At 65.8% G+C, this 13,855-nt stretch carries 14 protein-coding genes; 8 read left to right on the forward strand and 6 right to left on the reverse strand.

The features are described from left to right. Positions 1-6: 6 nt before the first annotated feature. A complete protein-coding gene (locus tag ACRB8A_RS05630; protein ID WP_432246017.1) occupies positions 7-1,260 on the reverse strand; it encodes a branched-chain amino acid ABC transporter permease in 1,254 nt (417 codons plus the stop codon). Positions 1,261-1,765: 505 nt separating this feature from the next. Here ACRB8A_RS05630 and ACRB8A_RS05635 point away from each other — a divergent pair. Beyond that, positions 1,766-2,629 carry a Bax inhibitor-1/YccA family protein gene (locus ACRB8A_RS05635; protein WP_050684590.1) on the forward strand — a complete coding sequence of 288 codons (864 nt, stop codon included), beginning with the start codon at positions 1,766-1,768 and terminating at the stop codon, positions 2,627-2,629. Between the two features lie 99 nt (positions 2,630-2,728). On the opposite strand, the gene galK is transcribed toward ACRB8A_RS05635, so the two are convergent. Beyond that, the gene (gene galK, locus ACRB8A_RS05640) at positions 2,729-3,916 is read right to left on the reverse strand and encodes a galactokinase (protein ID WP_050684589.1); all 1,188 of its coding nucleotides are present in this window, start codon (positions 3,914-3,916) and stop codon (positions 2,729-2,731) included. After that, positions 3,913-5,064: a galactose-1-phosphate uridylyltransferase gene (gene galT, locus ACRB8A_RS05645; RefSeq protein ID WP_050684588.1), complete on the reverse strand. Its 1,152-nt coding sequence runs from the start codon at positions 5,062-5,064 to the stop codon at positions 3,913-3,915. Before galT ends, galK begins: the two co-directional genes overlap by 4 nt. Positions 5,065-5,162: 98 nt before the next feature. Between galT and ACRB8A_RS05650 the strand changes: the two genes are divergently transcribed. From ACRB8A_RS05650 to ACRB8A_RS05665, 4 genes are read left to right on the forward strand one after another with little or no spacing between them, the layout of a single operon-like run. After that, complete coding sequence (locus ACRB8A_RS05650; RefSeq protein ID WP_432245804.1) at positions 5,163-6,107, forward strand: aldose 1-epimerase family protein; 945 nt, start codon at positions 5,163-5,165, stop codon at positions 6,105-6,107. A 56-nt stretch (positions 6,108-6,163) separates the two neighbouring features. Beyond that, positions 6,164-7,480 (forward strand): AI-2E family transporter, encoded by a 1,317-nt coding sequence (locus ACRB8A_RS05655; protein ID WP_432245805.1) that lies wholly within the window; start codon positions 6,164-6,166, stop codon positions 7,478-7,480. A gap of 12 nt (positions 7,481-7,492) precedes the next feature. After that, positions 7,493-8,731, forward strand: coding sequence for a threonine ammonia-lyase (gene ilvA, locus ACRB8A_RS05660; RefSeq protein ID WP_050684585.1), 1,239 nt, complete (start codon positions 7,493-7,495; stop codon positions 8,729-8,731). A gap of 9 nt (positions 8,732-8,740) precedes the next feature. Further along, entirely contained in the window at positions 8,741-9,379 is a 639-nt protein-coding gene (locus tag ACRB8A_RS05665; RefSeq protein ID WP_056597938.1) for a rhomboid family intramembrane serine protease, read from the forward strand. 83 nt (positions 9,380-9,462) lie between these two features. On the opposite strand, the gene greA is transcribed toward ACRB8A_RS05665, so the two are convergent. Both greA and ACRB8A_RS05675 read right to left on the reverse strand, forming a co-directional pair. Beyond that, a complete protein-coding gene (greA, locus tag ACRB8A_RS05670) occupies positions 9,463-9,957 on the reverse strand; it encodes a transcription elongation factor GreA (RefSeq protein WP_050684583.1) in 495 nt (164 codons plus the stop codon). A gap of 158 nt (positions 9,958-10,115) precedes the next feature. After that, entirely contained in the window at positions 10,116-10,568 is a 453-nt protein-coding gene (locus ACRB8A_RS05675; protein ID WP_050684582.1) for a DUF4307 domain-containing protein, read from the reverse strand. Positions 10,569-10,679: 111 nt separating this feature from the next. Here ACRB8A_RS05675 and mca point away from each other — a divergent pair, with 111 nt between their 5' ends. Further along, positions 10,680-11,585 carry a mycothiol conjugate amidase Mca gene (gene mca, locus ACRB8A_RS05680; RefSeq protein ID WP_050684581.1) on the forward strand — a complete coding sequence of 302 codons (906 nt, stop codon included), beginning with the start codon at positions 10,680-10,682 and terminating at the stop codon, positions 11,583-11,585. An 89-nt stretch (positions 11,586-11,674) separates the two neighbouring features. Further along, complete coding sequence (locus tag ACRB8A_RS05685; protein WP_050684580.1) at positions 11,675-12,007, forward strand: hypothetical protein; 333 nt, start codon at positions 11,675-11,677, stop codon at positions 12,005-12,007. A 40-nt stretch (positions 12,008-12,047) separates the two neighbouring features. Here ACRB8A_RS05685 and trhA read toward each other — a convergent pair whose 3' ends face one another. Further along, positions 12,048-12,689 (reverse strand): PAQR family membrane homeostasis protein TrhA, encoded by a 642-nt coding sequence (gene trhA / locus ACRB8A_RS05690; RefSeq protein WP_432246018.1) that lies wholly within the window; start codon positions 12,687-12,689, stop codon positions 12,048-12,050. 255 nt (positions 12,690-12,944) lie between these two features. On the opposite strand from trhA, the gene ACRB8A_RS05695 reads away from it, so the two are divergent. Next, on the forward strand, positions 12,945-13,706 hold the full coding sequence (locus ACRB8A_RS05695; protein ID WP_050684579.1) for an isoprenyl transferase: 762 nt from the start codon (positions 12,945-12,947) through the stop codon (positions 13,704-13,706). Positions 13,707-13,855: the final 149 nt, after the last annotated feature.

Consider the following 13,855-nt stretch of genomic DNA (forward strand, 5'->3'; position numbering starts at 1 on the left):
GTTTTCCTATCCCACTCGCTCGCGCCGGCCCAAGATGCCTTGAGGGCGGATAAGCAGCACAATGATCATGATCCCGAGGGGAATGACGTATTTGAGGTCTGCCGGTGCACCGAACACAGTGGTCAGTTCGGTGAAGAGGCCTACGATGATGGAGCCGATCAGGGCGCCGAACACTGTGCCCAGGCCGCCCAGGGTCACGCCGGCGAAGATGAGCAGCAGGATCTGCGAGCCCATGTTGAAGGTCACGCCGGGACGGTAGTACGCCCAGAGGATTCCGCCCAGGGCGGCCAGCATGCCGCCGGTGATCCAGACAATCCGGATGACCCGGTCCACGTCGATTCCTGACGCTGCTGCCAGTGCGGGGTTGTCAGCCACGGCCCTGGTGGCCTTGCCGAGCCGCGACTTCATCAGGACCAGGCCTACGATCACAATGACCACGGCGCTGATGACCAGGGATGCCAGGTTGTTCGGGGAGATGGAGATCGGCCCGAGCTGGATTTCGGCGCTTTGTGCGTAGGGCAGCTGCTGGGTGGCGCCGCCGAAGTAGAACTGGATGATGTAGCGGACCGCCAGTGCCAGGCCGATGCTGACAATCATCATGGGGACCAGGCCGGTCCCGCGTTTTCGCAGCGGACGCCACAGGCCGGCGTCCTGGATGTAGCCGGACAGTCCGCCGCCCAACAGTGCCAGGACAATGGCCAGCCAGAAGGGCAGGCCGATGGCGTTGAAGGCGAAGACGAGGACCGCGCCCAGCGTGACCATCTCGCCGTGCGCGAAGTTGGTCAGGCCCGTGGTGCCGAAGATCAGGGAAAGGCCCACGGAGGCCAGGGCCAGGAGGAGGCCGAAGCTCAGGCCCGCCACCAGGCGGTTGATCAGGTCCTGGCCGAAGTTGCCCTGCTGGACCACGATGCCCTCGCCGAACGCGAAGACGGTGCCCTGGGTGGTGGTTCCGCCGAAGACAACGTCACGGGGGTTCTCCTGCCCATCCGCCAGCTTGATTCCTTCGGGAAGGGTGGATTCGTCCAATTCCACCTTGTAGGTGCCCTTTTCGGGGACACCAACAGCCCAGGAACCGTTTTGTCCGGACGTGGTGGAGCCTTCAAAACCTCCACCGGACACGTTGATCTTGACGTCAGCAATTGGCGCGCCCGCGTTACGGAGGAAGCCGCTGATGCTGAAAGGGGAGGCGGTCGACGGGGATGGTGTCGGTGACGGGGAAGCAGCCAGGGATGCCGGTGCTGCCACGAGGAGGATCGCCATGATGGAAGCGCTGATGGCTCCGATCAGTTTCAGCAACCTGTGGCGACCTCCGGCCCGGAGGCCTTGGGTTGAACTTCTCAAATTGAAAAACCTCCACTTGGGGACGGTCCAGGCTGCGCCTTTGCAACCGTTGCGAACGGACGCAGGGCTGGGGGTGCAGACTCGCCTGACACCTTCACGGGTGTGAGTTCCGTCACCCTGCTTGGCTTATGCTACAGCGCCAACCGCGCCGATATTGCTGCTGCTCAGGCCGCCATGGTCGCGATCGGATAACAACTGTGTAGCCAAATTGTTTCAACACCGTAGGAATGCTAAAGAAACATTTGTTGAGTCCCGGTATTTCTTAACAATCGGTTTGGCCGGGTCCACCGGGCCCAACCGTCACAGGGTCACGGTTGGGTTGCACCAGCAGGGTACGGGGAACTTTCCCGCGCGCTGCCGCGTGGGAATTGGTAGCGTGAACTTTAAGGTTCACAGTCACCCACGCACATGGAGGAATACCGCAATGGCACTTGGCGGCAACCCGATCTTCAACGGAAAGAACTTCCGTGGAGCCACCCAGGCACCGCCTGTTCCGCAGGCTGCCTACGGACAGGCCCCTTACGGCCAGCAGGGCTGGAACACCCAAACCCAGCAGCCGGGCATGTCCAACGAACAGCTCCAGGACCTGTACAACCAGCCTGCCGCGGGCCCGGCCGACACCGGCCGGATGACGTTCGACGACGTCATCATGAAGACGGCAGCCTGCCTCGGCGCAGTCATTGTGGGCGCCGCCATTACCCTGACGGTTGGCATGGGCCTGGCCTCGCTGCTGATGATCGTCGGCGCCCTGGGCGGATTTGTCCTGGCGCTGGTCAACACCTTCAAAAAGCAGCCCTCACCGGCGCTGATCCTGGCGTACGCCGGCCTGGAAGGCCTCTTCCTCGGCGGCCTGACCCGGATCCTGGATGCCCAGTTCCCGGGCGTTGGCCTGCAGGCAGTGGTGGGCACGCTGTCCGTCTTCGCCGTCACACTGCTGCTCTTCAAGAGCGGCAAGGTCCGCGCCACCCCCAAGGCCATGCGCTTCTTTATGATCGCCATGGCCGGGTACGCACTGTTTTCCATCGTGAACCTGGTAATGATGCTGACCGGCGTTACGCAGGAGCCGTTCGGCATGCGCAGCGGCGTTATGGGTGTGGTGATCGGCATCCTGGCCATCGGCCTCGCTGCCTTCTCGCTGATCATGGACTTCACCAGCATTGAAGCCGGCGTCCGCAGCGGCGCCCCGCAGCGCTTCTCCTGGACGGCTGCCTTCGGCCTGACCGTCACCCTGGTGTGGCTCTACGTGGAGATCATCCGCCTTCTGGCCATCCTGCGCGGGGACGACTGACGCCCCAGCCGGCACACCGCCGTCGTACGCAAGCACAAAGCAGGCCCCACCAAATGGTGGGGCCTGCTTTGTTGTTACAGCCTGGTTGCCCGTGGCGCCTTATGAGATGCGCATGGCGCCCGCGGCGGGGGACACCGTGAAGATGTCCGGGGCAGTAAACCCGGCGTCCGCAAAAGCCTTGACGACGGCGTCCCGCACCTTTTGTTCGTCGCCCACCGGGGTGAGGGCGATCGCCGCGCCGCCGAAGCCGCCGCCGGTCATCCGGGCCCCAATGGCGCCGTTGGCGCGCGCGGTGTCCACCGCGACGTCCAGTTCGGGGCAGGAGATTTCGAAATCATCACGCATGGAAACGTGGCTGGCGTCCAGCAGTGCGCCGATGGCGGCCGGGCCCTGGGCCGCCAGCAGCTCCACCGTCTGCAGGACCCTGTCGTTCTCGGTGACCACGTGCCGCACCCGGCGGAACGTCAGTTCGTCCAGCAGGCCGCTGGCCTCCTCCAGGTCCGCCACCTGGACATCGCGCAGGGCCCTGACCCCAAGGACCTCCGCCCCCAGCTCGCAGGAGGCGCGGCGTGAGGCGTAGCCGCCGTCCGCATGCGAGTGCGACACCTTGGTGTCGATCACCAGCATGATCAGGCCCGCAGGCCCGGTTTCAAACGGGACGAGGCTGGCATTCTGGTCCCGGCAATCAAGGAACACCGCGTGGCCCTTGGAGCCGCGCAGTGACGCGGACTGGTCCATGATGCCCGTAGGCGCACCAACGAAGTCGTTTTCGGCCTGCTGGGTTGCCAGCACCATGTCCTGGGCGGTCAGCCCGGCGCCCGTTAGTTCATTCAGCGCCGACACAACGGCGCACTCGATGGCGTGCGAGGAGGACAGTCCGGCGCCCAGCGGGACGTCCGAGTCCAGCAGCAGGTCGAGGCCGGGAACATCGATTCCGCGCTGGCGCAGCGCCCACATGACACCCAGCGGGTACTTGGTCCAGCCCTTGGCCGATCCAGGTTCGAGCGCATCCAGCGTGGTGGTGACCACACCCTGGTCACCATAGGTGGACAGCAGGCGGACGGTGGTGTCCGGGCGGACGCCGATGGCAACCCGGGCTGTTCGGTCGATCGCAAACGGGAGGACAAAACCTTCGTTGTAGTCGGTATGTTCGCCGATCAGGTTGACCCGGCCCGGCGCCTGCCAGGTTCCATCCGGAACGGCACCGAAGGCCTGGGTGAAGCGGGCGGCCAGGTCAGCGGACCCGGCAGGGCCGGGGGAAGTTTTGGGGGCGGGGGCGGCGTTCAAGCGGAGGCTCCTTCGGGCGTCGGTTCCAGGGCGGGGGTGGTGGCGGGCGGGACGGCAACCGCGCGGAGGCGTTCGGCCACACTCTCCGGCGTGGTGTCGTTGATGAATGCGCCCATTGCAGCTTCCGACCCGGCCAGGTACTTCAGCTTATCCGCGGCCCGGCGGGGCGAGGTGAGCTGAAGGTGCAGGTACCCTGCAGGCCGGAGAAGGGCGTCCAGCGGCGCCTGGTGCCAGGCGGCGATGTACGGGGTGGGCGTGGGGTACAGAGCGTCGAGGCGCTGCAGCAGGTCAAGGTAGACCACTGCCAGTTCGTCCTTCTCCTCACCACTGAGCGCGGCCAGGTCCGGCACCTGCCGGTGCGGCACCAGATGGATTTCCAGGGGCCAGCGGGCGGCAAACGGAACGTAGGCGCTGAAGTTGGTTCCTTCGAGGACCATGCGGCTGCCGTCCTCCCGTTCGGAACGCAGCAGTGACCCGGTCAGGGTGCTGCGGCCGTCGTGCGCGTCGAAGTGCTTCCGCGCCGCCGTGCCAATGGTGCCGGCGCGGGGTGTGACGTACGGGTAGGCGTAGATCTGGCCGTGTGGGTGGTGCAGCGTGACGCCGATGTCCGCTCCCCGGTTTTCGAAGGGAAAAACCTGCTTGATGCCCGGCAGTGCGCTCAGGGCTTCGGTGCGGTGGGCCCACGCTTCGATGACGGTCCGGGCCCGGGTGCTGCCCAGTCCGCTGAAGGACCCGGTGTGGTCGGGTGTGAAGGACACCACTTCGCAGCGGCCGTAGGCAGGGCCGGTGGTACCCCAGGCCGGCTGCGCCGGAATGGAGCCCACCGCAGGGCCCAGGGAGGGGAAACGGTTCTCAAACACCACAACGTCGTAGTCCGCTGCCGGAATTTCGGAGGGGTTGGCGGCGGTGGTGGGGCAGATGGGGCACTGGTCCGCCGGTGGAAGGTGGGTGCGGGCCTGCCGGTGTGCCGCCACAGCCACCCATTCATCCGTCAGCGCGTCGTAGCGGACCTCGCCCGGCTCGCCCCGCGGCGGGAGGCCACGGTGGTCAGTGGTCAGGCTCGCTTCGCGGGACGTGGTGGTGCCGGCGTCGTCAAAATAGATCAGTTCCCGGCCGTCGGAGAGGGTGGTGCTGGTGATGGCTGTCATCTTCAAATTTTCGCATATTCGATCAAAAAAGAATAGTTAACAACAAAACAGAACAAGCAGGGGCGTCCGACGGCGGCAGACGGGGTACCGTATGTCCCATGACTTTTCCTTTGGAGGCCACCCATGGCGGGGCCCGCGCGTACGCCACCGGCCGGCAATACGAACTCCGCCGGGGTGACGCCATGGCAGTGGTTACCGAACTCGCCGCAGGACTGCGCTCCTACAGCCGCGATGGCGTTCTGCTGACCGAAACGTACGCGGACGACCGGATTCCGCCCGGGGCCACCGGCATTACGCTGGCCCCCTGGGCCAACCGCGTCGAGGACGGGGTCTGGTTCCTGGACGGCAAAAAACAGCAGCTGGACATCACGGAAGTTTCGCGGAACAACGCCAGCCACGGACTGCTGCGCAACGCCTCGTACGCCCTCGTGGACGAAACCGAATATTCCGTATCACTGGAAGCCACGATCTTTCCGCAGCATGGGTATCCGTTCCTGGTCCGCCACCGGGTCCAGTACGAAGTGGCGGAGAACCTGGGGCTGGTGGTCCGCCAGACGCTCTCCAACCTGTCGGACTCGCCGGCGCCGTTTGTCCTGGGGGCCCACCCGTACCTGCGGCTGGGTGATGCGCCCATCGACGGCCTGGTCCTGACCGTCGCCGCACAGACCCAGCTTGTGGCCGATGAACGCCTGATACCCCGCAGCGCGGCGCCCGTGGCGGGAGACACCGATTTCCGGTCCGGCAAGAAGGTGGCAGCGCTCAGCGTCGATGTTGCCCTGACTGACCTGAAGTACACCGCCGGCAAAGCCCGGCACACCCTCTCCGCTCCGGACGGCCGGCACGTGAGCCTTTGGCAGGACGAGTCCTGCGCGTACGTGCACGTGTTCGTCAGCACCGAGTACCCCGGCCGCAGCCGGGCCGTGGCCGTGGAACCCATGACCGGGCCCGCCAATGCCTTCAACTCAGGTGAGGGCCTCCGCTGGCTCCGGCCGGGGGAGTCCTTCACCATCGAGTGGGGCATCGACTACAGCGCCGGCGCCTAGCAGCCGGGCCCGGCCCGCAGTTTCCCATACGGCCGTGGCTGGTGAATTATTAGGCTATGACGCCAACCGAGGACGCCGTAAACTCCAGCAGTCCATCCCCCGGGCAGCCCGGATCCGCCGCCGTGCCGCCGCTAAGGGTCCGCACGGACCGGGAGCTGGACCAGGACATTCCCTACGGCATCCGGATCGCTGCGTCGTGGGCGTGGCGGCTGGGGCTCATCCTGCTGGTGGGCGGCACCCTGATCTGGCTGCTGGCCCGCATCAGTTTCCTGCTGATCCCCGTTATGGTGGCGGCACTGCTGGCCGGGCTGCTGAGCCCAATCGTGGCCTGGCTGAAACGGCACGGAACCCCCGGCGGGCTGGCTGTGGCCGTCACCGTGCTGGGCTTCATCGGGCTTATTGCCGGGGCCTTGGCGCTGGTGGGACGGCAACTGTTCTCCGGCTTCGGCGAACTTTGGTCCGAGGCGCTGACCGGGGTGAAACAGGTCCAGGACTGGCTGGCCGATGGGCCCCTGCACCTGACAGCGGACCAGATTGACCAGTACCTCAAGGAAGCAACCACCGCGCTTCAGGACAACAGCAGCAGCATCGTCAGTGGTGCGTTGTCCTTCGGCAGCACGGCGGGGCATTTCGCCGCGGGCCTGGTGCTGGCCCTGTTCATCCTGATCTTCTTCCTCCTTGAAGGCGGCCGGATCTGGGCCTTTATGGTCCGCCTCCTGCCCAGGAAAGCGCGCGCGGCCACGTTCGGCGCCGGCCGCAAGGGCTGGACATCGATGGTCAGCTACGCACGTATCCAGCTGTTTGTGGCGTTTGTGGATGCCGTGGGCATCGGCGTGGGAGCCTCAATCATCGGCGTTCCCCTGGCCCTGCCGCTCAGCGTCCTGGTCTTCATCGGCTCCTTTATCCCCGTGGTGGGTGCCCTGGTGACCGGCGCCATCGCCGTGCTCCTGGCCCTGGTGGCCAACGGCCCCATCAACGCCCTGATCATGCTGGCCATCGTACTGGCGGTCCAGCAGCTCGAAAGCCACATCCTCCAGCCCCTGGTCATGGGCAAAGCCGTGTCACTGCACCCTGTGGCCGTCATCCTTGCCGTCGCCGCGGGCTCCTACCTGGCCGGGATCCCCGGCGCCCTGTTCTCGGTGCCCATCCTCGCCGTCGCAAACTCGTCCATTCGCTACATCGCCGCCAGAACGTGGGAACATGAAGACGTGCCGGCGACGCTCCTGATGGCAGGCGCCGGAGCGGACACCACGTTCAAGGACGTTGAACGTCCGGCTGCGCTTCGCCGCGGCAGGAAGGCCGCCCCCGGCACCACAGCAGCAGATCCTGATGCCCGCACCGCCACGGAGCACGGCTCAGGGGACGAATCCTAAGGAGAGCAGTACGTGAATATCCTGGAAACCCTTCCCGTCACCCTGGACGATGTCCTTGAGGCGCAGAAGCTCCTGGACGGGATTATTGCGCGCACACCGGTGGAATCGTCGCGCGCGCTCGGTGCGCTGGTAGGCGGCGAGGTCTACTTCAAATGCGAAAACCTCCAGCGGGCTGGGTCCTTCAAGGTCCGCGGCGCCTATGTCCGGATGGCCCGGCTCTCCCCGGAGGAGAAGAAGCGCGGTGTCGTCGCGGCATCCGCCGGCAACCACGCCCAGGGCGTGGCGGTCGCCGCCAAGAGCCTGGGCATCAAGGCCCGCATCTACATGCCGCTGGGAGTGGCCCTGCCCAAGCTTGCCGCCACGCGCAGCCATGGCGCCGAGGTCATCCTGCACGGGCACAACGTGGACGAGGCGCTCGCGGAAGCGCAGCGCTACAGCGACGAGACCGGCACCGTATTTGTCCACCCCTTCGACAACGTGGACGTTGTGGCCGGCCAGGGCACGCTGGGCCTTGAGATCCTGGAACAGATCCCCCACGTGGACACCATCCTGATGGGTGTTGGTGGCGGTGGGCTCCTGGCCGGAGTGGCAGTGGCCATCAAGGCCCGCGCCCGGGAACTGGGCCGCGAAATCAGGATCATCGGCGTGCAGGCGGAAAACGCTGCCGCGTACCCGCCGTCGCTGGCAGCCGACGCCCTGGTGCCGCTGACCAAGGTTTCGACCATGGCTGACGGCATCGCAGTGGGCCGCCCGGGCCAGCTGCCGTTCAGCATCATCCGGGAACTGGTGGATGATGTGGTCACCGTCAGTGAAGACTCCCTGGCGCGGGCCCTGATTTTCCTGCTGGAACGGGCCAAGATGGTGGTGGAACCTGCCGGTGCCGTGGGCGTCGCCGCCCTGATGGACGGCAAGATCGAAAACCCGGGCACCACGGCGGTGGTTTTGTCCGGTGGCAACATCGACCCCATGCTGATGCTCAAGGTCATCCAGCGCGGGCTGTCGGCTGCGGGACGCTACATGACCGTGCGGATGATGCTGGATGACCGGCCCGGCTCGCTGGCCACCATCGCCAGGATCATCGCCGAGAACGACGCCAACGTCACCGGCCTGGACCACACCAGGGTGGGCGGCGCGATCAGCATGGGGGACGTGTCCATCACGGTCAACCTGGAAACCAAGGGCCACGAACATGGCGAACAGGTCCTCAGCGCACTGCGCGCCGAGGGTTTCCAGCCCATCGTGGTGCACTAGGAGCACACCATGGCCAAAATGTTGGGGGACAGGTCCGCGGGGGAGCGGCAGGGCATCGCCGCGCGTGCCAAAGGCGGGCTGCTGGTCCTGGGTGGCTTTGTGGCGGTTTTGTTTGTCATTGAGGTGATCAACTTCCTGCTGACGCGCTCGCTGAACAGGACGTTCGGACTGCGGCCGCGGAGCGCTGACGGCCTGCTGGACATCCTGACCTTCCCGCTGCTGCACGCAAACCTCAACCACCTGCTCTCCAACGCCCTGCCGCTGATCATTTTCGGCTTCCTGGTGTTCCTGTCCGGGATCCGGGTGTTCCTCACCGCCCTTGGCTTCAGCTGGCTGGGATCGGGGCTGACGGTCTGGCTGATCGGTGACCCCGGGGTCACCGTAGGTGCCTCCGGGCTGGTTTTTGGTTTGTTCGCGTTCCTCCTGGTGCGGGGGTTCTTCAATTCCAGCTGGAAGCAGATCCTGCTGGCAGTGGTTCTCTTTATGCTGTACGGCAGCATCCTCTTCGGGCTCCTGCCCACCGTTGCCGGGTTCGTCTCCTGGCAGGCGCACCTGGGCGGTGCCGCGGGCGGTGTGGCCGCAGCCCTGCTGCTGCGGCCACGGAACCGGACGGCAACCCTGGCGCCCGGGAACCGGTCCGGCATCTGACATGTTCAACCCCGGTTACCGGGCTTAAAACCAAAGCGCCGCCGGTCCCTTCGGGGCCCGGCGGCGCTTTGCTGTGCTGAGGGTCAGGCGGAGTACGGCTTGGCGGAAAGGATCTCCACCGTGATGTCCTTGCCGTTGGGCGCCACGTAGCTCAGTGAGTCGCCTTCCTTGTGGCCCAGGATGGCGGCACCCAGCGGGGACTTCTCGCTGAAGACGTCCAGGTCGGAGTCGCCGGCAATTTCGCGGGAACCGAGCAGGAACGTCTCCTCGTCGCCGGCAATCCGGGCCACCACCAGCATGCCGGGCTCCACGATGCCGTCATCAGCGGGTGCTTCGCCCACGTGGGCGTCCCGGAGCAGGGCGGTCAACTGGCGGATACGCGCCTCGATCTTTCCCTGTTCCTCTTTGGCGGCGTGGTACCCGCCGTTCTCCTTGAGGTCACCTTCCTGCCGGGCGGCCTCGATCTTCTGGACGATATCCGCCCGGCCGGGGCCGGAAAGGTGGTCCAGCTCTGCCTTCAGGCGGTCAAAAGCTTCCTGGGTAAGCCAGGCTGCAGCTGCGCTGTTGGTGGTAGACACGGACTTCTCCTCTATATGGTCCTACATGCAAAAGACCCCGCCATGGTGGCCACTTGTGGAGCGGCAACCAGCTCAGCGGGGTAAAGGTATTGGACCAGTGTAGTCAGTCCGGCAGGTTTATCCCAAAGCCGGAGCGATGCAGGTCACAGCAACGGAAGCTACGCCTTGGGCACCCAGCAACTGTCCACCACACCGGAGACTGACAATGATTCGGTCCGGACGGAGACCCGCTGCGCGAGTGTCCTGCCGCCGTCGGACGAGTCCTCCGTGGCCTCCGCGGGAATATCCACAACCTTCCAGCCCACCACCGCGTACTTCGAGTCCAGCGCCTTGACGGCGCATTTGACCTCGGTGCCGGGCTCGCGGGTGACCTGGAAATCAACTTCTGCGAGCGTGCCGTCGGGAGTGCTGTAGCCGATGTCCTTGAACGTCACCCCACCCAAGGCGTTGGACGTGGAAACCCAGGCCATAAAGCCAATGCCCACAGCCAGCGCGGCACCGGCAATGATGCGTTTGGCGCGAGGGGTAAGCCCCTGTTTTTTTGCACCATAGCGATTGGCTAGGCTGGTGTCTGCGGGCGCGGAGGGGGCCGGCTGGTCCGGGGAAGTCACCTGACCAGTTTAGTGCCTTTCCGCCGGTGGCTTTTCCGGCCGGCAGCGCACCACTGCAGCCCGCTTTGTTCCATCCAGCCTAAGTACAGAAGAAAGAGGAGCGGTCCTTCAATGACAGCGCCCAGCAACTCCCCGGCACCGCTGCGGCTGCTCGCAGTCCACGCCCACCCGGACGACGAATCCAGCAAGGGTGCTGCCACGATGGCCATGTACGCAGCATCCGGCGTGGACGTTATGGTGGCCACCTGCACGGACGGCTCCCGCGGCGACATCCAGAACCCCGCCATGGCCGACGCACCGCACCCCAAGCGCGACATGGCCGGCGCGCGCCGCCTCGAGATGGCGAACGCCGCAGCAGTCCTGGGCATCCGCCAGCAATGGCTTGGCTTCGTGGACTCCGGGCTGCCGGAAGGGGACCCGCTGCCACCGCTTCCTGCCGGATCCTTCGCCACGCTGCCGCTGCACCATGCCGCCGCCCCCCTGGTCCGACTGGTGCGTTCCTTCAAACCGCACGTCATCCTCAGTTACGACGAAAACGGCGGCTACCCCCACCCGGACCACATCATGGCCCACAAGGTGGCCGTTGAAGCCTTCGAGGCTGCCGGGGACCCCAACCGCTACCCGGAGGCCGGACCGGCTTGGGAGCCCAGCAAGCTGTACTACGACCGAGCGTTCAGCCCCGACCGGTTCCGGGCCCTGCACTTCGCCCTGGAGGAGGCAGGCCTGCAGTCCCCGTATGCCGAGCGGCTTGCAGCCTGGCTGGAAACCGACGCCGAGGGCCACACCCCGCCGGTCACGGTGCACGCCACCACCACCCAGGTGGACTGCGGCGATTTCTTCGAAGCCCGGGATGACGCGTTGCGCGCCCACCGGACCCAGATCGACCCGCTGGGTTTCTTCTTCGCCGTCTCCACGGAGATGCAGCGAAAAGCATGGCCGTGGGAGGACTACTGCCTGATCAAGTCCCGGGTTCCCTCGGAGCTCCCCGAAAAGGATCTCTTCGCCGGGCTAAGATAGAACCAGCAGGCAATTTCTATGCCGCGTAGAAGAACCGGCCGGGAGGCCGGCCGGCGCCTGCTGCCGCCGTTCCACAGAAGGTTTTAACAGTGCATCATCTGCTCCTTAGCCTGGCCACCACCCCGTCGCCGATGCCCACGCCGGGGCTCCGGGACGGGCTCTCCGAGGACCAGGTGACCCCTGGCCTGTGGGGATTCATCATGACGGCATTTTTTGTGGTGGCCACCACGCTGCTGATTATCGACATGGTGCGGCGTATCCGCAGGGTCCGCTACCGGGCACAGGTGGAGGAGGACCGGCTTGCTGCGGCCGCCGCGGCCGACGTCGACGCCGCAGACGAGCACGACGGCCTGGCAGCTCCCGGCCCCGTTGGCCCCGAAGGTACCGGATCCAACGCCTTGGACCACCGGCCCCGCGACTGAGCCCCGCTCAGGGGGCCGGCCCAGGCCCGCGTGTACCTGCTCAGCCCAGCACTGCCATGGCGATTGCGATGAAGTGCGCCGCAAAGGCAAAGACCGTCAGGGCATGGAAAAGTTCGTGGAACCCGAAATGGTGGTAGCTGAAGTTGGGCTTCTTCAGGGCGTAAAACACGGCGCCGGTGATGTACAGCGCGCCGCCCACGCAAATCAGGACCGCCGAGGCGATGTTGGCCTGGAAGAACTGCGGCAGGTAAAATAGCGCCCCGCAGCCCAGCGCAATGTAGATGGGGACGTAGAGCCAGCGCGGCGCGTCCGTCCATAACAGCCGGAAAAGCACGCCCAGGATGGCGCCGGACCAGATCACCCACAGCAGCAGGACCGCCTGCGGCCGTTCCAGCAGGCTCCAGGCCAGCGGGGTATAGCTGCCGGCGATGACCAGCATGATGTTGGTGTGGTCCAGCCGCTTCAACACCCGTTTTGCCCCCGGCGACCAGTTGCCGCGGTGGTAGATGGCGCTGATCCCGAACAGCAGCACGCCGGTGAAAGCGTAGATGGCCGAGGTGATTTTCCGGTCAGGCGTCGGGGCGAGGACCACCAGCACTATGCCGGCGGCCAGGGCCATCGGAGCCGCCACGGTGTGGATCCAGCCCCGCCACTTCGGTTTGATCATCAGCAGCTCCGCCAGCCGCACCGCCGCGTCATCCAGGGCGGTGCCCTTGGGGGCGCCTGCTGTGGTGGATCCGTCCTCCGGTTGCGGGGTCCGGGGTGCCTCCGGCATCTCGCTGTTCATGGTCCCAGAATAACTTACGATCCGGTAAGTTACCCATGAGTAGGACCTGGCGGCGGCACGGCGGAGCGGCGTGGGACGGCGGAAGCAAAGCCGGACGGTAGCCTAGGATGTGCAAGGAACGTCCAGCAAGGAAGTCAGGTGAGTGGAGGCGTGGAGTTGCCCGGGTTCCTCTACGGCTTCTATGAGCGCAGGCTCCTGCGTGGCCTCGCACGGGACCGCATTCCCCGGCACATCGGCGTGATGGTGGACGGCAACCGGCGCTGGGCCAAGCAGTTCAACGCCCCCACCAGCCAGGGCCACCAGGCCGGCGCGGACAAGATCCACGAGTTCCTGGGCTGGTGCCAGGAACTCGGCGTCAAGGTGGTCACCCTGTACATGCTGTCCACGGACAACATGAACCGGTCCAGCGAGGAGCTTGACCTGCTGATGGGCATCATCGCCAATACCCTTGACCGCCTGGATGAGGATGCCAACATCTCCGTGCACGCCATGGGAGCCCCGGAACTCCTGCCGGACTACCTGGCCGAGCGGCTCAACAACCTGACCGCCCGGACCACCCTGCGCGAGAAGATCCACGTCAACGTGGCCGTGGGGTACGGCGGCCGGCGGGAAATCGTGGACGCCGTCAGGGAACTCCTGCACGACGCCGTGGCCAAGGGCGAGGACATCGGCAGGCTCGCCGACGCGCTGAGCGTGGATGACATCTCCCGGTTCCTTTACACCAGGGGCCAGCCCGACCCGGACCTGGTGATCCGCACCTCGGGCGAACAGCGGCTCTCCGGCTTCCTGATGTGGCAAAGCGCCTACAGCGAGTTCTACTTCTGCGAGGCCCTCTGGCCGGCGTTCCGCAAGGTGGACTTCCTGCGCGCCCTGCGCGACTACGCCGGCAGGCAGCGCCGCTTCGGTTCCTGAGGGTCCGTTAACTCCAAGTTCACGCAGCGGCAACAGGAATCGCCGCGTAATGGTTGCGGAAATTACCCGCGGCGGAATTACGTTATATCCATCAGCAGGCAAACCGCCGGCTGATCGGGGAGGCCAGTACATGGAGCGGAACATCGCAC

The sequence above is a fragment of the Arthrobacter sp. G.S.26 genome (genome assembly GCF_050847375.1).
Taxonomy (GTDB): domain Bacteria; phylum Actinomycetota; class Actinomycetes; order Actinomycetales; family Micrococcaceae; genus Arthrobacter.

Coding starts and splice junctions, on each gene's coding strand:
- ACRB8A_RS05665 (WP_056597938.1), top strand. CDS start 8,741: ATGGCCAAAATGTTGGGGGACAGGTCCGCGGGGGAGCGGCAGGGCATC.
- mca (WP_050684581.1), top strand. CDS start 10,680: ATGACAGCGCCCAGCAACTCCCCGGCACCGCTGCGGCTGCTCGCAGTC.
- galT (WP_050684588.1), bottom strand. CDS start 5,064: ATGACAGCCATCACCAGCACCACCCTCTCCGACGGCCGGGAACTGATC.
- ACRB8A_RS05655 (WP_432245805.1), top strand. CDS start 6,164: ATGACGCCAACCGAGGACGCCGTAAACTCCAGCAGTCCATCCCCCGGG.
- ACRB8A_RS05630 (WP_432246017.1), bottom strand. CDS start 1,260: ATGGCGATCCTCCTCGTGGCAGCACCGGCATCCCTGGCTGCTTCCCCG.
- ACRB8A_RS05635 (WP_050684590.1), top strand. CDS start 1,766: ATGGCACTTGGCGGCAACCCGATCTTCAACGGAAAGAACTTCCGTGGA.
- ACRB8A_RS05650 (WP_432245804.1), top strand. CDS start 5,163: ATGACTTTTCCTTTGGAGGCCACCCATGGCGGGGCCCGCGCGTACGCC.